This is a genomic window from Pseudoramibacter faecis, from assembly GCF_036289405.1.
Classification (GTDB): domain Bacteria; phylum Bacillota; class Clostridia; order Eubacteriales; family Eubacteriaceae; genus Pseudoramibacter; species Pseudoramibacter faecis.
In genome coordinates this window covers 1-18,707 of the sequence record NZ_JAYFFI010000005.1, presented here as the reverse complement: position 1 = coordinate 18,707, position 18,707 = coordinate 1, and the positions used below count along the sequence as shown (strand labels likewise).

Below are 18,707 nucleotides of genomic sequence, written 5' to 3'. Positions count from 1 at the left end.
CCAGGAGGCATAAGGCGTGGAGTTATCGAAGACTGTAAAGGACAAGACTTTTGACGATTACTTTACAGAGGTGAAGCATTCCGAAACCATCAATGGAATGCTCCACCCAGGTTCTTTGCGCTTTTTTTGCCTTAATGTGCGGAGTGGAAATATCAAGACATCCGATCTTGAGAAATTCACCATGCTCAATATCGGGCAGTATGTATTCTCCCGCGCGAAGCAGGAAAATTATAAGAAAGCAGGAAACGCCGATGTCGTAACACAACAGGCACTGAGAGCAATGAGAAAAAGCGCGAAGGCCAGAAATATCGATGCAGGAGAAACGCTCGGTGAAATCATGGTCTACGCTTTTCTGGAGGAGAAACTCAAGGCGTATAAGCTTCTCAGCAAAATTGAACTCAGTACGGATGCGGCGCAATATGCCAGCGAAACGGATGGCATCCATTTTCTGTGCAAGGACGGCGACAAGATTCTCTCGAACCAGATGGTTTTCGGCGCATCCAGCGTTACAGGCAACATCAAGGACGCAATAGACATAGCATTTCAAAAAATAGAACATATCGCTTCTCATGAGGACGATGAACTGCTCATTGTTGAGAAAATTGCTCTGGATCGTTTCTTTGAAGAGGATGACCTCGAGGTTCTGACAAGCTGCATTATTCCAGAAGAACATCGAAATGCTGATTATGAGATTTCTTTCGGTGTGTTTCTCGGATATTCGCTCGGATTAAATCCGGATGGCTATAGTGACGCGCAGTTCCGTGAACGCATGCATCGGAAAATGATCCGCGATATCAGTGCCCATGAGGAGTACATCGCTGAGAAGATTAGAAGCAATAATTTACAGAATCACTCATTTTACTTCTTTACGCTTCCCCTGAATCGGGCTGAAAAAGAGCGGAGTGCCATCATGCAGCATGTCATGGAGGGAGATGTCGACCTATGAATAAAGAGAAAAGAACACTCGGGTCTGCCATCTTCTCCAATATTGACAGCAATGCGTATCTCGGGAAATTGTATAGCAAGCTTCTTAAAGCATATGGAATGAGTGTATTTGACATCGACCCGGAACGTTATGCCAGACTGTTTAACGATAAGGAAAAAGCCGATGTCCTGAGATTTGCGGACATCCTCGCCAAGTCTAATGATTCTGAGAAAGCAGACTCGCATAAAATATGGGCGCAGGAAATAGTCATATTGATGAACGAGCTTTATCCGGGCGATTCGCTTGTTAAGCTTTACGCCGGAGATGTGTTTTCAAGCGTTGGGAACCATAAGGGAATCCAACTGGTGAACAAGGATTATTCCGAGCCCAGCGCGCTTGAGGAAATCTTCAGCCAGTTTCGCGACGAATACCTCTCTATCCCGGCTGAACCGGGCGAGCATTTTTTCGGCGCACAGAAAATCGCTTATGACCACCTGACAGACGACTGCTTCAGCTATTCAGCGCCGACTTCGATGGGCAAATCGTTTATTATGCGCATGTTCATCAAGGACGAGATCATGAATGGTGCGCACAAGAACTACGCGCTCATTGTCCCGACAAAGGCTCTGATAAATGAAGTGCGCGCGAAAGTCATTGATGATCTCGGAGGAGAAAAGAACACAGAAAAAGTCAACTACCTGTCGGGAAACAACTACAGCGTAGTGACCGCCGCCAGCGATATAGCTTTGGAGGAGGAGAACAAAAACTTCATCCTTGTCATGACTCCGGAAAGGCTCCTGTATCTTTTGATAGCTAAACCCGGCTTTGACTTAGACTATCTGTTTATCGATGAAGCACATAAACTATCCGGTAAGAACAGCCGTGCACCTTTCTATTACAAGGTCGTCGACATGCTCCTTCATCGGAAGCAGAAGCCTCACTTCATTTTCGCATCACCCAACATACCGAATCCCGGCGTCTATCTGAGGCTGATGCTGAATGCTGGCGAGGGCGACGAAAATGCCCTGGCTATCACCTATTCTCCCGTTGTACAGATAAAATTCCTTGTAGATCTTCAAAACGGAAAGATTGAGGTGTACAACGAACACGCCATAGATGGTCAGAGCAGAATCAAAGTAGCTAATGTCAGTATGGCAGGCATTGGGTTGAATGATTTTCTGCTTTCCATTGAAGCGCAAAACAGCAGAATGCCCAGCAACATGCGCAAGCAGAGCATCGTTTATTACAACGGCCGGGACAAAGCGGTTGATGCCGCTCATGCCTTCTATGAGATGATAAAACGATATGGTTCCAGAAACGATCCGCTCCTGGAATCCCTGTCAAAGGATATCAAGGAAGAAGTCCATGAATGGTACTATCTCGCCGACATGGTTCGCTATGGCATTGCCTACCATATCGGTTATCTGCCAGCTTCAATAAGAGCGAGAATCGAGGAGCTTTTCCAATCCGGAAATATCACGGTCATGTTCTGCACAAGTACGCTGCTCGAGGGCGTTAACCTTCCAGCGGGCAACCTGTTCATTATGGAGAACAAGATAGCACGAAGTGAGATGAACGCCATAGACTTCCGCAATCTGATTGGCCGTGTCGGAAGAATCAGTTTTAACCTCTACGGGAATGTGTTCTTCGTTTCCGAGAAGGACAGCAAGATAAAAGCTGATGATTACGTCCGCATGCTTGAGCAGGAAATACCCGCGCAATCTTTGTCCATTGCCACCGATCCGAAGGTGCTGAGGCCCATCGAAAAGAAGTACGTTGCTGAGATATTAAAAAGTGGGAAATCAGAAATTCCGAAACGTGAAACCGACTCGACAACGCAATCTGAAGAGTCTTATCAGATGATGCGCAAGTTTGCGCTTATTCTCCAAGGCGATATCGTCAACGACAGAGACACTCTCGTTCGACGAGAATTTAAGGATTTCCTTACACCGGCCGATGAAGAGCATATACGCGAGGTTTTCAAGGATGCCGTTGTGCAGCCTGATGACGATATCAACACATCTGTTGATCAGACGTCTCGTCTCATTGCTGCTATCAAGAGAAAGGTCAATTCCCTTCACTATCCTGAGCTGGTCAATGGAAAGTTCAGATATCAAGATGTACTTGGCTTCCTTAATGAACTTGCTAATGTATTCAGATGGGATATGTATGAGTCCAGCACCCTTGGCAAGGATTCACTCAGGCGCTGGTATGCTGTAATCCTTTGCCAATGGATGGAAGGCGGCGGCCTGAAATTCATTATGAACAGAGCGCTGGAGTATCATGCTCAAAATCCATATCCATTTTGGATTAACAAGTATGGCCCTCCAACTACATACAATCCTAAGTCCGATGTGGATCATAATGCTGTATTTGGAGACACACTTGAAGTAATAGAAAATATCATCCTCTACAGCATTGCAAATTATTTCCTCCGCTTCTCGAACGAATATCGAAAGATTAAAGGCGATGCGGCACTGGACAGAAACAACTGGTATGAATTCGTGGAGTATGGGACAACAAATCCACTCACGGTTCTGTTACAGAGGAGCGGGTTCTCCAGAGAATCAGCTCGCTACATAAAAGACCATCGTGAGTACGTTATCAAAGATGGGAGCACAGGAGAATTGAAGCTGAGTCCGGCTCTTGCCGATTGCGGCAACACGGATGTCCGTAACGAGGTTATCTATATACGGCAGAACTCGCCGGAGATCTTTGAAGTCAATAGTGAAAATGATTGAAAAACATACGGCAAGGAGGATTGAATAATGCCCTACGGAAAGACAATAGAACTGTTCCTTGTCAACGGAACGGCTGACAGTCTGGTAACAGCAGAACTTTCAAACTGGAATGGGAAAGCCATCAAGATACCACGCATCGAGGTGCAGTCTTGTACGCGTGATGATATCACGCAGGCAGGGGTATATTTCCTCTTCTGCAAAGAAGACGATGACACGGATTCCGTGTATATCGGAGAATCGGAAAATGTCAAGGATCGGCTCATCCAGCACCTGCGAGATTATCAAGCAGATAAGGAAAAATACTACTGGACAACAGCTGTCATCTTCATAGGGCGTGATCTCAACAAGACTCTGATAAGATATCTCGAAAACCGACTCGTTGAAATTGCTAAGTCCTGTAAGCGGTACAAGGTGCTGACGAAGAACACCTATCAGAACACTGTTATGAAGGAATCCGATCATGCCGTTATGGAGGAATTTGTTGACGACATCAAGGTAATTATTAACGCCTTAGGTTACAAGGTTCTTGAACCGCTACTGCAGCATAGCCCGTCCAATCCCTCAGATGATGACGACCTTCTTTACATCAGTACTGGGGCGGCAAAGGCAACTGGGAAGACAACCACAGAGGGCTTTGTGGTTTTACAGGGTGCCATGATTAACGAAAAGATGAACGCCAAGTCATTAAATGCGAGGATAGTTAAACTGCGCGATAAATGGATCTCAGAAGAAAAGGTGAAGGATCTGACGACTACCGAGGACTTGCTCTTTTCAAGCTCATCCGCTGCTGCTGACTTTGTACTCGGATACAGCGTAAGCGGGCCGAAGACGTGGAAAGATAAGAACGGCCGGTCTCTTAAGGAAATTGAAAAAAAGAATAATGAATAGTGCATTATGCCAAGGTGACACAAATGAATATGGATGAAAGTTTTTTCATGGACTGGTATTATACGCAGGCTTCTGAAGCTGAAAGAAAACTTTTTGACAAAATGGATGAGTTTTCCGACCTGTTCGAAGATATGCTTTTTGAGCCGGGAACAGCATCTTATGAACTAATAAAGTGTCAGAGTAAATCTGCAGATTCAGATGAATGGCGTGATGATGAGGCTCCAAGACCTGAGTCATTAGAATATTTTAGCTATACATTTTTCAAGACCAAAATCGAGTCGCTCGATGGGCGCGAGGGATATTACGACCACCAGAATCAAATCATCTGCCTCTCTCCGGAGGTTGCTGAAGATGATGCAACTCTGCTTCATGAAATGATTCATCTGCACGAAAGCGTAATAAATGAGCTGCCGTTGTACTTCCATGACATGCTCTACTGGGCTCTCTATCATGATTTGCGGGAAAAAATTACAGAGCTGGATCAGGCAATTACGCAGCATGCCCATATACTGAATGAATCAACCATTTACAATAATGGCGGCCTGCATGATATTCTCTTTCTTTTGAAGAGTTTTGACCTCGACATTCGAAAGGGATATCCACTGGGGACCGTATTTGCTTATGGCGGCGTGGACGATTTCAAATTTCTCACTTACAAGAAATAACTTTTTAACGATTCCTATACCTTTCAACGTTACCCATACTTTTCAACGATAGTAGAATGGGGGTGTCGCTTTTGGCAATGGCAGCCGCAACCGCATATCAGTTCAGAACCGGAAACGCCATCCCGCGCTCTGCTTTGAAACGCAGAAAAGCCCGAAAACAGCACGGTTTCCGGGTTATAAGCACATACGGGCATGGTATCCAAGATAACGTCTTGTTAGAAAACAAGACTCAAAATTTGATACAATTCAACGATTGCCCTCGCAGGGGTGTCGCTTGAGATTCAGGGGTGTCGGTCTGGCTACAAAGACACCTTATAAATGCAGAAGGAGATGTGCTTAAGTGACTTATCAGGAAGAACTGAATATATTTATAAAGAAATATCCTTACCAGACCCTCGTCAGCGGTGGAGGAACTTTTCGCTATATTCTGGTCGGCGGTGAGAGGAGGCCACCGCTTGTATTTCTGAACGGCGGGATGAATGTATCCGAGATGTGGATGAGGTATGTAGAGAATCTTTCGGAAGATTACCGGATACTGCTTTTTGACTATCCGATGGAATTCAAGAGCAATCAGGAACTTGTGGTGGGAATGCACAAGTTTTTTGAAGATCTCGGACTTAAAAATCCTGTTCTGATCGGCGCCAGTGACGGTGGTATGATCGCTCAGATCTACACACAGAGATATTCCGTGGACGTAGGCGGTCTTGTCTTGATCTCAACCGGGGGTATGGATGAGCAGACACTTAAAAGTCTCCGCAGGAAATACTTTTTCGCTCCGATTATGCTGTGGGTGATGAAACGCTGTAACTATGAGAAGCTGAAGCCCAGGCTTATCAGAGCCGGAATGCACAATATGCCCAAAGGCAGCGACCCAAAGGATGTGGCGTATATTCAGGATATGTTCGAGACAATTTTTCGTGATTACAAGCAGGAAAAGGATGTGCATATTTCCTCTCTTCTGGCCGATGTCATGCACCAGATGCCCGTAACGCCAGAAACTTTCGCCCGACTAAAGGGCAGGATCCTCCTGATCCTCCCCGACAAAGATTTCTTCGGCGGAGAAATGCAGAAGGATCTTGTCGGACTGATGCATGATCCCGATATCATGTATATCAGTGGCGGGCATATGGCTACAATCCTGCAGGCAGATGAATATATACAGAAGATCCGTGAGTTCTGCAGAAAAACACTGAAACTTTGAAAGCAAAACAAGCCTGACCATCGACAGTAGGTCCGCTGATAGACAGGCTGGTTAATGGGTTCAGTTGTGAATTCGCGGCTTTCAGACTGGGGGTAAGTAAATGAAGTATGACGGCCTTCCGTGGGGAATGTGGGTGTTGTATCGCAGATCATTTCGGAACCATCTGGTTTCCGACCTCGGATTGACATCCTCCGAAGCAAAAAGAGTAACTGCAGCCGCGAGGTCAAACTACAAAAAGGTTATCGCGAAACTGCCAGAGTTTGAAAAAGCCGACCAGTTTGATGTGAATATTGTGAACTGCGCGCTTCTGATAGCTTTTCTGCAGGCCATGAGCACCAGACCTGATGTTGTAAGCCTCACGGAATTTTATGCGAACGCCATGATGAACCCGCCGACCCGGTGGTTCTGCCGGATCATGGGAAAGCAGAAGTTCACGGATAAAGATATTCGGGAGACGAAGGAAACAGCGACCTTAAAAGCGGCAGACCGAAATCCGTATTCATGGAATATGGACTATCTGCCCTATGCGGATGGGAGCGGCTATGAGGATAGATTTTACGCCTGCGGCATCTGTACGCTGATGAAGGAATATGGCTTTTATGCCAAAGAGGGCCGCAAATACCATTGGTACAGCGAAAGCAAAACCGTCGCGGCTTTGATGCGGCGGTATCAGGCGCTCATTGGAGAAGCGCAGGGATAATCAGGCATTAACGAATGGATAAGCGGTCGTGTCCGGGCGGCGGCACCGATGTCCGGCTGACACGCTGACGGCGCATGACAACGCTCCGCATGAAGACTGCCCGGAAACCGGGCGGCCTTTTTTGATGCCTGGGAGTGTGGGTGGCTAAAAAAAACAAAAAAATTTGTAACGAAACGCGCCCGTCGCCGTCTAATGCCTATAAGGCCGATGCAGACGCGCCCGGCGGCGCCGGGAAATCAGAAAGGAGGGGAGTGCCACGGATTTCGAGAAGCTTTATCAAACGTATTACATGCAGGTATATTCCTACGCGATGAGCCTCACCAAAAACGCGGCTCAGGCGGAAGAGATCGCCCAGCAGACCTTCGTAAAGGCTATGACGGCGGGGAGCGCCTATCGCGGCGACGCCTCCGAGCGCACTTATCTCTTTGCGATCGCCAAAAATTTTGCGATGGATGGCTTTCGAGAGGAAAAGCGGCGGGCGCCCTTTCCGGAGAAAGCGCCGCCGGATACGGCGGATCATTTGGCCCGGGTGGCGGATCACGACACAGCGCTGCGCATCCACCGGGTGCTTCACCATCTGAACGAGCCTTATAAAGAAGTTTTTTCGCTGCGGGTGTTCGGGGAACTCTCCTTCGCGGATATCGGCCGCATCTTCGGCAAGTCGGAGAACTGGGCGCGGGTAACCTATCACCGGGCGAAGCGGAAGATTCAGGAAAGGATGGTAGAAAATGAATGAACGGCAAGATCAATCGGCGGATACCTGCGCGGTGGTGCGGGATCTGCTGCCCCTTTATGTCGACGGGGTGTGCAGCGAGGCGAGTGCCGCGCTGGTCGAGGCGCACTTGGCCGATTGCCCGGCGTGCAGCCGGCTGGCGACGGATTTGAAAAAGGAGGAGATCGAAGCGGCGGTCGGTGCGGAGAAGAGGGGGGTTTTGACCCGGCACCGGCAGGCACAGCAGCGAACGGCCTGGCGAGCCGGGGCGATCATCGCGGACCTGCTGATGATCCCGGTGATTATCGCGGGGGTGGTGGCTCTGGCAGGCGGAGCGGAAGCTGGCGTGCCGATGGTGCTGGCGGCGGCCATGGCCCTGGTGGCATCGCTGACCGTGGTGCCGATGATGGCGAGGCGGAATCGCCTGGCGAAGGCGATCGTCGCGGCAACGATGGCCATTGTGCTCACCGAAGTGCTGGTGATTGCCTTTTTTGACGGCGGCTCGATCATCGACGTGGTCACCGGGACGATTTTCGGCATCTCGTTGGTGTTTTTTCCCTTTGTGGTGCGGGGGGCGGCGCTGCCGCCGGTTTTAGCGCATCAAAAGGCGCTGATCGTCGTCGCTTGGGACACCCTCTGGCTGTATCTGACAATTCTGGCGGTGACGCTGGTGAGCGGTGATACGGCCGGCTGCCGGGAAGGGGCACTCGCGGCGACGCTCTTCGTGGTGCCGGTGTGGCTGGTGCTTTTCGCGGCAAAGCTGCCCCGGGCAGGCCGCCTGACAAAGGCCGGCCTCATCACCTGGATCCTCAGTCTTTGGCTGGCGCTGCTGGGGGATCTGGGACGTTTGCTCTTTGAAGGGCGGCGGGGTTTCTTCCTGACTCGGGTGGATTTCGGCCGCTGGGCACAAAACCAGGCCTTTAACGCTAACCTGGCGCTATTGGTGCTGATGATCGGCCTGGCCGTCGGCGGGATCTTGTTGGCCGCCGGGCGGCGCAGGGACCGGTGCAGAGCGCACGAGCGGACTGTCGATTGACGGTCCGTTTTTTTCATGGCCGCCTTTCGCGGCAGGCATCGGGATTTTTGGATCCGCCGTCAAAAATGTTGGCATGCCAACAGCGTCTCGGCGCCGGAGCGGTTATGATAGCCTTGCAGCGATTTGCCTCCCGGTTCATATCCGAGTTCGACAGGGGGCGCCGCGTCTCCCTGTTTATTGGGGGACACCGTTTATCAACAGAAATCAGTACAAATAAATCTATTAGAGAAGAGGAAATCATGCAGCGACAAATCATTCACATCGACGAAGCCAAATGCAACGGCTGCGGCCTGTGCGCCGAGGCCTGCCACGAAAACGCCATCGAGATGGCAGACGGCAAAGCCCGGCTGATCCGCGACGATTATTGCGACGGGATGGGTGATTGCCTGCCCGAATGCCCCACCGGAGCGATTACCTTTGAAACCCGGGAGGCCGCGGCCTATGATGAGGCCGCTGTGGCGGCCAACGCCGCGCGGCTGGACCGCATTAGGCAAAGGGCCGGCAGCCTGAGAGCCCAGGCGCATCCGAATTCGTCGGGATGCCCGGGAGCGGCGGCGCAGATGTTCGAGCACAAGCCGCAGGCCGACGCAGCCCCGGCTGAAAGCGAGCTGCGTCAGTGGCCGGTGCAGATCAAGCTGGTAAATCCCGAAGCGCCTTATTTCGACGGGGCGAAGCTGCTCATTGCGGCGGACTGCAGCGCCTATGCCTACGGCAGCTTCCATCGGGATTTTGTAAAGGGGCGCACGGTGGTTATCGGCTGTCCCAAATTCGACGGAGACTACACCGATAAACTCACGGCTATCCTCCGGCAGAGCGGAATTCAAAGTGTGAGCATCGTGCGCATGCAGGTGCCCTGCTGCCGCGGTCTCGAGCAGGCGACGAAAAACGCGCTGGCGGCCAGCGGCAAGCCGATCCTCTGGAGCGTGTCGGTCGTGGGGCTGGACGGCAGCCTGGTGAACAGCCTGCAACCGCAATAGCCATTTACTCAGAGCAGCGCGCTTCGGCGCAAGCTCTTTTTTTATGCGAAAAATCGGTATTTTTCAGACCAGGAAAAGGGATAGCTGGGATGAAGACTGCCGATTTGAAACCATTGGATCCGAGTTGCCCCGATGCTGCGGGATGTGTTGGAGGAGATCGGACGGATCGGATCGGATTCTGTGAAAAAACTGGTTTTTCCAAAGGTAATTTGGCGGGGTAAATATGTCCGAATAGAAATGTTAAAAAAAAATTAGGAATGTGTATACGATTTTTCAAATAATATTTTTTCTTGCATATGTTTTCAAAAGAGGATATAATGATAACCAAGTGGTCGGACCAATTAACCACAACTGACGGCTGACCGTCCTTACTTTCAATCCGTTCCGACCACCTTCTGTGAATTTTGCGGCGGGCTGAGGCACTGGCCCCCGATTTTTTCAGCACTATTTTTGCATTTATTAGCTGTTTTCAAGAGGAACCACATGTTGCTTATCCATTGGATTGTGCCCCCTTTGATCGGGGCCGTTATTGGCTACATCACAAACTATATCGCTATCAAGATGCTTTTTCGCCCGCTCACGCCCAAGATGATTTTCGGCCGGCGGGTGCCTTTCACGCCGGGCATCATTCCCCGGCGCAAGGCTCAACTGGCGGATGCCTTGGGCAAAGCGGTTTTCGCGAAATTTTTCAATTGGGACGATTTGGAGATCGTCTTTCTTTCGGAGCCCTTTGCCGAGGAGATTGCCCGCCAGGTGGCGGCAGAGCTGCACAGCACCCGGACGATGGGGGAACTGGGACCGGCCGTGCCCGAGGCTGCGGCCGCCCGCATGCGGGCGGCCCTGGCGACCCGGATTCGGGATCGACTGGTGGCTTCCGGCACTGCCCGCAAAATGGTCATCAGCAGCGCTCAGGCCATGAGCGAAAGCGAAACCAGTCGGCTCATGGGCAATCTGGCGACGGCCTATGCCGGCCCCATCGCCGACCAGCTGGAAGCCCAGCTTGCGTCGGAGGGACAAACCCTCATCGCTGAAATGCTTGCCGAGGAGGGGGCATCCCTGGCGGAAGAGCCGGTAGAGCGGCTCACGGAGGCATTGTTTGAAAATGAGCGGGTGCTCATCGACGGAATCAAGGCGGTTTATCTGCGCTTCATGCGCAAAAATGTCCGGCCTATCGTCGAGAGCATCGACATCGTGACCCAGATCACCGGGAAGATGAACCTGATGAGCGCCGGGGAGGTGGAATCCCTGGTCCTCGATATTGTCGCCCGGGAACTGCGGATGGTGGTGTGGTTTGGTGCGCTGCTCGGAGCGGTTATTGGCACCGTCAATATTTTCTTGTAATCCGCAGCAGCACATTGAGGGAGGTGATGGCTTCAAAGCGACGGGATAATCGATTTTTACGGATCATTAACAGCGCGCACAAATCAAGAAAGGGGTGCACTCATGTTTTCGGAGGAATTGTACGAGCGGTTTAAAGAAAACCTTGAAGGGGTCAACGGTGAATGTGTCCGCACTTCAAGGGATGAGTTGGGGAAGACGATCGCCGATATTTATCAAAAGGACGGCATTTCGTCATTGTGTTTGGGGCAGTCGCCGCTGTTTGAAGCGGCCGGTGTAAAGGCCGCCCTCGAATCGGCGGGGATGACGGTCCACACCGACCATGTCCGCAAGAATGCGGAAACGGACAAGGGCGGCGTGACCGAAAACGGCTACGGCATCGCGGAGCTCGGCTCCATGATGCAGATGAGTGACGATGTCGACGGCCGGATCATCGCCACTATGTCGGAGCACTATATCGGTGTGGTCAAGGGATCGACCATCGTTCCTTTGTACGACGATATGTTCGATATTTTGAGCGAAATGCCGGAACTGCCCGCCTATGTCGGCTTTATCACCGGGCCGAGCCGGACGGCCGACATCGAATGTGTCGGGACGGTCGGTGTGCACGGACCCATCAAACTGACGGCCGTCATCGTGGACGACGCGTGACGTCGGGACAGAGAAGGAGGTAATCAATCATGGCTAACGAAGCGACCCAGGAAAACCAAGCTTTAAAGCAGGAGATCCAAGAAGCTTTACATAATAAGACCCTCGGGAGAACCCTGGGAAACTTTTGTGCGACTTATCCGGAAAGGCGCCTGAATTCCTACAAAGGTGTCGATTTCGAAGAGACCCAGCAGAAGATTAAAGAAGTCAAGAGCTACGCGGCGGATCACGTGGACGAAATGATCGAGGAGTTCACCAAGAACTGCACCGCCAGGGGCGGCCACGTTTTTCACGCCAAGAGCACCGAGGAAGCCACGGAATTTGTGCGCAACCTCGTGAAAGAAAAGGGCGTCCAGACCATTGTGAAGTCCAAATCCATGGCGTCGGAGGAAATTCACATGAACCAGGTCCTCGGGGACGACGGCATCACCGTCGACGAAACCGATCTGGGCGAATTCATTATCGCTCTGGACGGCCAAACCCCGGTCCACATGGTCATGCCCGCGCTCTATTTGAATAAAGAACAGGTGGCAGATCTGTTTACGGACTACACCAAGGAAAAAAATGAACCCATCATCTCCGAGGAAGTGAAAACCGCCCGCCGGGTTATGCGGGATAAATTCACTCATGCGGATATGGGGGTTTCCGGGGCCAACGTGGCCGTGGCGGAAACGGGCACCGTCTTTACCATGACCAACGAAGGCAACGGCCGCATGGTCGGGACCCTGCCCAAAATCCATCTCTATGTTTTCGGGATTGAAAAATTCGTTAAGAGTCTATCGGACGCGCGCTATATCTTCAAAGCCCTGCCGCGCAACGGCACCGCCCAGCGCATTACATCCTACATTTCGATGTATACCGGGGCGACGGAAGTGTGCACCGATAAGGAAGCCGACACCAAGGCTCCGAAGGATTTCCACGTCGTTATCCTGGACGATCCGGGACGCCGGGAAATTCTGGCGGACAAAGATTTCAGAGAAATTTACAACTGCATCCGCTGCGGGGCTTGCCTGGACGTCTGTCCGGCCTTCGCCCTGCTTGGCGGCCATGTTTACGGCTCCAACGTCTACACCGGCGGCATCGGAACCCTGCTCACCCACTTCCTGGTTTCCGAGGATCGGGCTGATCAGATTCAGAACATCTGTCTGCAGTGCAAACGCTGCAACGAAGTCTGCGGCGGCGGCCTGCACATCGCGGAAATGATCCTGAAGCTGCGGGAAAAGAGCGTCGCAAAGCATCAGGATCCGATTCACAAATTTGCGCTTGACGCCGTCAGCGACCGCAAGCTCTTCCATTCGATGCTGCGCATTGCTTCGGTGGCTCAGGCGCCCTTTACCAAGGGACAGCCGATGATCCGTCACCTGCCCATGTTCCTTTCGGGCCTGACGGAGGGCAGAAGCTTTCCGGAAATTGCGAAGATGCCCCTGCGGGATATCTTCCCAACCATCAAACAGAACGTGCCTGAGCCCAAGGGGAAAATTGCCCTCTTTGCCGGCTGCCTCCTCGACTTTGTCTATGTGGATGTGGCCAAGGCTGTCATTGCCAACCTCAACGAGGTGGGCTATCTGGTGGAAATGCCCATGGATCAGTCCTGCTGCGGCTGCCCGGCCACCAATATGGGGGATACGGTTAACGCGCTGAAGACGGCAGAGATGAACATCGAGGCTATGCACGCGGAAGATTACGATTATATTGTCACCGCCTGCCCATCCTGCACCCATCAGCTGCGCCTTTACAAAACCTTCTTCGAGGAAGGCACCGAGATGCAAAAACGAGCCCAGGAACTCAGCGACAAGTCTTACGACTTCAGCAAGCTTTTCTATATGCTCGGCGGCTTGGCAGACGAAGGCGACGGCAAACCCGTCACCGTGACCTATCACGACTCCTGTCACCTCAAGCGCAGCCTCCACGTTTTTGAAGAACAGCGCGAGCTGCTCAAGCATACCAGGGGTGTGAACTTTAAGGAAATGGAAGAATGCGATTATTGCTGCGGCTTCGGCGGCTCCTACAGCGTTCAGTTCCCCGAAGTGGCCGCGCCGCTGGTCGAGCGCAAGGTCGGCCATATTAAAGACAGCGGCGCCGACTGCGTGGCGGTGGACTGCCCCGGCTGCATGATGCAGATCAAAGGCGGCCTTGACGCCCGCGACGTGCCGGTGGACGTGAAGCACACGGCCGAAATCATCGCGGAAAAACGCGGCCTGGTCTAAAACCGGCCGGGCACCGGGGGAGACAACCATGACAGGACAGACAAACGCCGCGGCCAAACTCGTCGTTTTCGATGTGACGGGCGACCGCTGGCAGAAGGAAGTGAAGACGGCCATTGCCCGGATGACGGCCCACGATTTCGCCGGAACGCCGGTGGGCTTCGTTCTTGACGACACCCTAAGCGATTTCGGCAAGATGCTGCGGCCCCGGCTGCTGCTGCTCTGTGCGAGCCTCGGCCCCGCCTGGCACGCCCATCGGCGGGAGGCGGTGGAGCTGGCCGCTATGGTGGAGCTCATTCACCTGGCGTCGCTGATTCACGACGACATTGTTGACGACGCCCGCTTTCGCCGGGGCAAGCCTGCCATTCAAAGCCGGTATGGCAAGGACGCGGCGGTCTACGCCGGGGACTTCATCATGGCCCGGGTTAATTATTATCAGCTGAAGGATGGGCTCAACGCGCCCGGGGCCGTTTTGGCCGAAGCCATCGAGAAGATGTGCGCCGGGGAGATCGGCCAGGCGTGCCTGCGCCACCGGCCGGACGCCACCCAGGCGATGTATTTTGAGAACATCAAGGGCAAAACCGGGGCCCTGTTTGCGGCGGCCTGTCGCATCGGAGCCATGACGGGGGGCTGCGCGCCGGAAGCGATCGAGCGGCTGGCCCGATTCGGCGAACTGCTGGGCATATTGTTTCAGCTGCGGGACGATCTGCTGGATTTCACCGCGGCGCCTCTGGAGGATGGCAAGGATGTCTGCCAGGACGTCCGGGAGGGGATTTACACCCTGCCGCTGCTCATCGCGCTGGCGGACGACAAGGCCGGGGCGGCTCTGCGGCCTCTGCTTGCCGCCAACCGGGAAGCGCCGCTGGATTTTGAAGGCATTGTGGCTGTACGCGGCGCTATCGACAGTTGCGGCGGTCTGGAGCAGACCCGGCAGGCCATTCGGACGTATCGGGATCAGGCCACGGCCATTCTCGACGACTTTCCATCCAGCCACAGCTTGAAACGCATCAAACGATTTTTGGCCCGACTGGAGGTGTGAGATGAAGTCTTATAATCGCCTGACGCCCCGGATGGCACTGCAGTTGGCGGCCCCTCACACCTGGGTGGCTTCCGTCGGTCCTGCGGTGTTCGCAGTGGTGGCCAGTGCCCAGGCGGGCCGGCCTCTGGCTTTTTGGCGGGGTGTCCTGCTGGTGCTGGCCTGCGTGTTCATGCAGGCAGCGGTCAATACCCTCAACGATTACGCTGATTTTATCAGCGGCACTGATCAGGTGACCGATAACGTGGCGAAAAACGACGCGACCTTGGTGTATGAAAACATCAATCCCGTTCACGCCAGGTATCTGGGGGCGGCTTTTCTCGCGACTGGTGCCTTAGCTGGCGTCATTGGTTCTGCGCCGAATCTCGGTGCGCCCCTGGCGGTGGGTCTTGTCGGCGGGGCCGTGGTGGTGCTTTATTCTGCCGGTCCTGCGCCCGTGTCTCGGCTGCCCTTCGGGGAGGTCGTTTCCGGCGGGGTGATGGGGGGATTCATCCCTCTGGGCATCACCGCGGCGGCGGACAACCGCCTTCACCCGGAGATTTTGCTCATCAGTTTGCCCTTTGTCATCGGCATCGGGCTCATTATGATGACCAACAACGGCTGCGACATTGAAAAGGACCGGGCAGCCGGCCGGCGGACCCTGCCGGCGCTGCTCGGCAGGCGACGGACGGTGGCGGGCTATCACTTCGGTGTGGCCCTGTGGATTGTCGCCCTGGCGGCGCTGCCCTGGGTGGCCTTCGGGCCCTGGGGGCTTTTGGCGCCGGCGTGGGTGTTCGTTTTGGCCAGGCGGCCCTTTTGGCAGCTGTTTCACACCAGGCTTCAGCCTGAGGGGCGGATTCGCCAGATGCAGGGCATTGCCAAGGCCAACGCGCTGGCGGGGGGCGCCTGCATTTTCGCGGCGGCGGCAGCTTCGCTCGCGGAGGTGACCGGATGGATGTAAAACCGGACGCGCCGCCCGCCAAGCGGGAGCGGGTGCACGACGTGTTCGAGAGCATCTCGGAGCATTATGACGGCGGTAACCGGCGCATCAGCCTGGGACTGCAGCGACGATGGAAAGCCGCTCTCATCGCGGAACTGGCCAGGACCACGCTGCCCCGGCAGGGGGTGCTGGATCTGTGCTGCGGCACCGGAGATATCGCCATCGGCCTAGCCGAACGCCGGCCGGATCTGACCGTCACCGGGGTGGATTTTTCGGAGAACATGCTTGCGGTGGCCCGGCGGAAAACCCCGGAAGCGCTTCGGGCCAGGCTGTATTGGACGGCAGGGGATGCCATGCATCTCGACTTTCCGGACGGGAGCTTCTCGGCGGCGTGCATCGCCTTCGGCCTGCGCAACACCGAGGATTACGCTCAGGTGCTGGGGGAGATGCGCCGGGTGCTCGTGCCCGGGGGACGGCTTTACTGCCTTGATTCCCTGGTGCCGGAGACGGGGCCGGTGCGTCCTTTTTACCGACTGTATTTCAAGCATATCATGCCGATTCTCGGCGGCGGCAGCCGTCATCGCCAGGCATATCGCTGGCTGTGGGAATCGACGGAACAATTTTTAAAAAAGCGTGACATGGTCGACCTGTTTCAAACGATCGGGTTGCGGGCCATTGGGGAGCGGTCGTTTCTGTTTGGTGCCTGCATGATGTTTTGCGGGTGCAAGTAGCGGCGGCTTCGTGGAGATCATCAGAATAAAAGAAGGAGAGAACATGAGCGAGGATAAATTTGACGCGATTATCGTTGGCGGCGGCATGGCCGGTTGTTCAGCAGCGATCGTGCTGGCGCGGGAAGGTCTGGAGGTGCTTCTCATCGAGCGCGGCGATCATTGCGGCGATAAGAACATGACGGGCGGGCGGCTTTACGGCCACAGTCTGGAGAAGATCATTCCCAATTTTGCCGAGGAAGCCCCCATTGAAAGAATTGTCAATCACGAAAAAATTTCGATCATGAGCGAAAAGAGCTGCCTGGATATCGGTTTTAGCTCGGAAAAGCTCAGCGCTACACCGGAGGACGCGTCCTATACCGTGCTGCGCTCTAAATTTGACCAGTGGATGTCTGAAAAAGCCGAAGAAGCTGGCGCCGCGGTGGTCTCTTCCATCTGCGTCGATCGATGCGTGGTGGAAGACGGCAAGGTTATCGGCATCGATGCCGGCGGCGAAATCATGGAAGCCGATGTGGTCATTCTGGCCGACGGGGTCAATGCCCTGCTGGCCAAAGACCTGGGTATGACCAAGGAGCTGGAGCCCCATCAGGTGGCGGTTGGCGCCAAGGAGGTCATCAAGCTTGGCGAGGACGTGATCAACGAGCGCTTCGGCCTGCGCGGGCAGGAGGGCATGTCCTGGCTGACTGTGGGCGATCCTACCCTCGGCGGCTTCGGCGGCGGCCTGCTCTATACCAATAAGGACAGTGTCTCCATTGGGATCGTCGCGACTTTGAGCGACATCGGTCACTCCGATGTGGCTGTGCCCGACATGCTCGACCGCTTCAAGGCACACCCGGCTATTGCGCCCTATATTGAAGGAGGCAAGACTGTGGAATACTCCGGTCATCTCGTGCCGGAAGAAGGTCTGGCCATGGTGCCCGAGCTCGTCCGCAACGGTGTGCTGCTCACCGGGGACGCGGCGGGGATGGTCATCAACCTGGGCTACACCGTCCGGGGGATGGACTTTGCCATCGAATCCGGCAGACTTGCCGCGGAGGCTGTGATCAAGGCTCACGCCCAGAGCGACTTCAGCGCCGAGGTCCTTTCGAGTTATCCGGAAGCGGTGAACCAAAGCTTTATCATGCGGGATATGAAGACTTACAAGGGTTTCCCGACTCTGCTTTCCCGCCGGGAAATCTTCCAAGACGTGCCCGATATGGTGGACGACATTGCGACTAAAGCCTTCACCGTTAACGGCAAGGAGGAAATGGGCCTGATCATGTACATGATCAACGCGGTGGCATCGCACACCAGCGTGGCGGAACTGACGGATTTTGCATCGACCGTATTGGAGGCGTTTTAAATGAAAAAAATGACGATAGACGACAAATTGGCGCTGGATCTCTTCCATACCGACGAAGAAAATGCTCATATCCAGATTAACAAGGCGTACAAGGATGAGGCGGAGATCCGCAAGGTTGTGCTGGCCTGCCCCGCCGGCTGCTACAAATACATCGACGGCGAAGTGCAGTTCAGTCACCTGGGCTGTTTAGAATGCGGCACCTGTCGGGTGCTCTCCATGGGCAAACTGATAGAAGACTGGCATTACCCCGAAGGCAGCTTCGGCGTGAGCTATCGCGAAGGTTGACGGTCTCTTAAGGGCCGGCCAATGGCCGGCCCTTTTTCGCAAAGAAGCTATTAAAAAATGAAAAAAGGTTTGGTCGTTTCGCCGGAACGTGATATAATAGACATCACGCACCCGGAGCGAACAGCAGGAAAACCCTGCGCCGCGAAAAAGACCGAAAAAGATAAAGGAAAGGGATTGACAGGGATGAAGGAAGGGGCGTATAATAGCTGTCGTTGCCGCTTCGGGCGGCGGCCGGGCGATGAGCTGAAAAAACTTTAAAAAAAGCTTGACAGAATCATTACGTCCTGGTAAGATGTAGAAGCTGTCGCTTCAGGCGGCGAGGTCATAGAAAAGAGAATAGTACCATAAAACCTGGAAAAGCA

Annotated in this window: 18 protein-coding genes; all 18 read left to right on the top strand. The window is 53.8% G+C overall.

Annotation, left to right across the window (positions count from 1 at the left end; genetic code table 11):
* Positions 1-16 precede the first annotated feature (16 nt).
* Complete coding sequence (locus V3C63_RS05330; protein WP_329886776.1) at positions 17-946, top strand: HamA C-terminal domain-containing protein; 930 nt, start codon at positions 17-19, stop codon at positions 944-946.
* The gene (locus tag V3C63_RS05325) at positions 943-3,666 is read left to right on the top strand and encodes a DEAD/DEAH box helicase (protein ID WP_329886775.1); all 2,724 of its coding nucleotides are present in this window, start codon (positions 943-945) and stop codon (positions 3,664-3,666) included. The genes V3C63_RS05330 and V3C63_RS05325 overlap by 4 nt, the downstream gene beginning before the upstream one ends.
* Positions 3,667-3,693: 27 nt before the next feature.
* Entirely contained in the window at positions 3,694-4,554 is an 861-nt protein-coding gene (locus V3C63_RS05320) for a GIY-YIG nuclease family protein (protein WP_329886774.1), read from the top strand.
* A gap of 23 nt (positions 4,555-4,577) precedes the next feature.
* Entirely contained in the window at positions 4,578-5,219 is a 642-nt protein-coding gene (locus V3C63_RS05315; RefSeq protein ID WP_329886773.1) for a hypothetical protein, read from the top strand.
* 340 nt (positions 5,220-5,559) lie between these two features.
* Positions 5,560-6,420, top strand: coding sequence for an alpha/beta fold hydrolase (locus V3C63_RS05310; protein ID WP_329886772.1), 861 nt, complete (start codon positions 5,560-5,562; stop codon positions 6,418-6,420).
* A gap of 100 nt (positions 6,421-6,520) precedes the next feature.
* Positions 6,521-7,120: an L-2-amino-thiazoline-4-carboxylic acid hydrolase gene (locus V3C63_RS05305; RefSeq protein WP_329886771.1), complete on the top strand. Its 600-nt coding sequence runs from the start codon at positions 6,521-6,523 to the stop codon at positions 7,118-7,120.
* 289 nt (positions 7,121-7,409) lie between these two features.
* The gene (locus V3C63_RS05300; protein ID WP_425355354.1) at positions 7,410-7,856 is read left to right on the top strand and encodes an RNA polymerase sigma factor; all 447 of its coding nucleotides are present in this window, start codon (positions 7,410-7,412) and stop codon (positions 7,854-7,856) included.
* Positions 7,849-8,868 carry a zf-HC2 domain-containing protein gene (locus tag V3C63_RS05295; RefSeq protein ID WP_329886770.1) on the top strand — a complete coding sequence of 340 codons (1,020 nt, stop codon included), beginning with the start codon at positions 7,849-7,851 and terminating at the stop codon, positions 8,866-8,868. Before V3C63_RS05300 ends, V3C63_RS05295 begins: the two co-directional genes overlap by 8 nt.
* 239 nt (positions 8,869-9,107) lie before the next feature.
* Positions 9,108-9,845: an ATP-binding protein gene (locus V3C63_RS05290; RefSeq protein ID WP_329886769.1), complete on the top strand. Its 738-nt coding sequence runs from the start codon at positions 9,108-9,110 to the stop codon at positions 9,843-9,845.
* A 483-nt stretch (positions 9,846-10,328) separates the two neighbouring features.
* Complete coding sequence (locus V3C63_RS05285) at positions 10,329-11,186, top strand: DUF445 domain-containing protein (RefSeq protein ID WP_329886768.1); 858 nt, start codon at positions 10,329-10,331, stop codon at positions 11,184-11,186.
* Positions 11,187-11,288: 102 nt separating this feature from the next.
* Positions 11,289-11,834: a LutC/YkgG family protein gene (locus V3C63_RS05280; RefSeq protein WP_329886767.1), complete on the top strand. Its 546-nt coding sequence runs from the start codon at positions 11,289-11,291 to the stop codon at positions 11,832-11,834.
* Between the two features lie 29 nt (positions 11,835-11,863).
* Positions 11,864-14,038, top strand: a complete 2,175-nt coding sequence (gene ldhH / locus V3C63_RS05275) for an L-lactate dehydrogenase (quinone) large subunit LdhH (protein ID WP_329886766.1) — start codon at positions 11,864-11,866, stop codon at positions 14,036-14,038.
* A 28-nt stretch (positions 14,039-14,066) separates the two neighbouring features.
* Positions 14,067-15,074: a polyprenyl synthetase family protein gene (locus tag V3C63_RS05270; protein ID WP_329886765.1), complete on the top strand. Its 1,008-nt coding sequence runs from the start codon at positions 14,067-14,069 to the stop codon at positions 15,072-15,074.
* Position 15,075: 1 nt separating this feature from the next.
* Complete coding sequence (locus tag V3C63_RS05265; RefSeq protein WP_329886764.1) at positions 15,076-16,011, top strand: prenyltransferase; 936 nt, start codon at positions 15,076-15,078, stop codon at positions 16,009-16,011.
* Positions 16,002-16,721: a ubiquinone/menaquinone biosynthesis methyltransferase gene (locus V3C63_RS05260; protein ID WP_329886763.1), complete on the top strand. Its 720-nt coding sequence runs from the start codon at positions 16,002-16,004 to the stop codon at positions 16,719-16,721. Before V3C63_RS05265 ends, V3C63_RS05260 begins: the two co-directional genes overlap by 10 nt.
* Before the next feature lie 43 nt (positions 16,722-16,764).
* The gene (locus tag V3C63_RS05255) at positions 16,765-18,060 is read left to right on the top strand and encodes an FAD-dependent oxidoreductase (RefSeq protein WP_329886762.1); all 1,296 of its coding nucleotides are present in this window, start codon (positions 16,765-16,767) and stop codon (positions 18,058-18,060) included.
* The gene (locus tag V3C63_RS05250; protein WP_329886761.1) at positions 18,061-18,345 is read left to right on the top strand and encodes a 4Fe-4S dicluster domain-containing protein; all 285 of its coding nucleotides are present in this window, start codon (positions 18,061-18,063) and stop codon (positions 18,343-18,345) included.
* Between the two features lie 57 nt (positions 18,346-18,402).
* Positions 18,403-18,603 carry a hypothetical protein gene (locus V3C63_RS05245; protein ID WP_329886760.1) on the top strand — a complete coding sequence of 67 codons (201 nt, stop codon included), beginning with the start codon at positions 18,403-18,405 and terminating at the stop codon, positions 18,601-18,603.
* Positions 18,604-18,707 lie beyond the last annotated feature (104 nt).

Bases quoted from the DNA above. Each gene is read 5' to 3' on its own strand.
- V3C63_RS05300 (WP_425355354.1), top strand. From the start codon at position 7,410: ATGCAGGTATATTCCTACGCGATGAGCCTCACCAAAAACGCGGCTCAG.
- V3C63_RS05315 (WP_329886773.1), top strand. From the start codon at position 4,578: ATGAATATGGATGAAAGTTTTTTCATGGACTGGTATTATACGCAGGCT.
- V3C63_RS05305 (WP_329886771.1), top strand. From the start codon at position 6,521: ATGAAGTATGACGGCCTTCCGTGGGGAATGTGGGTGTTGTATCGCAGA.
- V3C63_RS05250 (WP_329886761.1), top strand. From the start codon at position 18,061: ATGAAAAAAATGACGATAGACGACAAATTGGCGCTGGATCTCTTCCAT.
- V3C63_RS05290 (WP_329886769.1), top strand. From the start codon at position 9,108: ATGCAGCGACAAATCATTCACATCGACGAAGCCAAATGCAACGGCTGC.
- V3C63_RS05245 (WP_329886760.1), top strand. From the start codon at position 18,403: ATGAAAAAAGGTTTGGTCGTTTCGCCGGAACGTGATATAATAGACATC.
- V3C63_RS05325 (WP_329886775.1), top strand. From the start codon at position 943: ATGAATAAAGAGAAAAGAACACTCGGGTCTGCCATCTTCTCCAATATT.
- ldhH (WP_329886766.1), top strand. From the start codon at position 11,864: ATGGCTAACGAAGCGACCCAGGAAAACCAAGCTTTAAAGCAGGAGATC.
- V3C63_RS05260 (WP_329886763.1), top strand. From the start codon at position 16,002: ATGGATGTAAAACCGGACGCGCCGCCCGCCAAGCGGGAGCGGGTGCAC.
- V3C63_RS05270 (WP_329886765.1), top strand. From the start codon at position 14,067: ATGACAGGACAGACAAACGCCGCGGCCAAACTCGTCGTTTTCGATGTG.
- V3C63_RS05320 (WP_329886774.1), top strand. From the start codon at position 3,694: ATGCCCTACGGAAAGACAATAGAACTGTTCCTTGTCAACGGAACGGCT.
- V3C63_RS05285 (WP_329886768.1), top strand. From the start codon at position 10,329: ATGTTGCTTATCCATTGGATTGTGCCCCCTTTGATCGGGGCCGTTATT.
- V3C63_RS05255 (WP_329886762.1), top strand. From the start codon at position 16,765: ATGAGCGAGGATAAATTTGACGCGATTATCGTTGGCGGCGGCATGGCC.
- V3C63_RS05280 (WP_329886767.1), top strand. From the start codon at position 11,289: ATGTTTTCGGAGGAATTGTACGAGCGGTTTAAAGAAAACCTTGAAGGG.
- V3C63_RS05295 (WP_329886770.1), top strand. From the start codon at position 7,849: ATGAATGAACGGCAAGATCAATCGGCGGATACCTGCGCGGTGGTGCGG.
- V3C63_RS05265 (WP_329886764.1), top strand. From the start codon at position 15,076: ATGAAGTCTTATAATCGCCTGACGCCCCGGATGGCACTGCAGTTGGCG.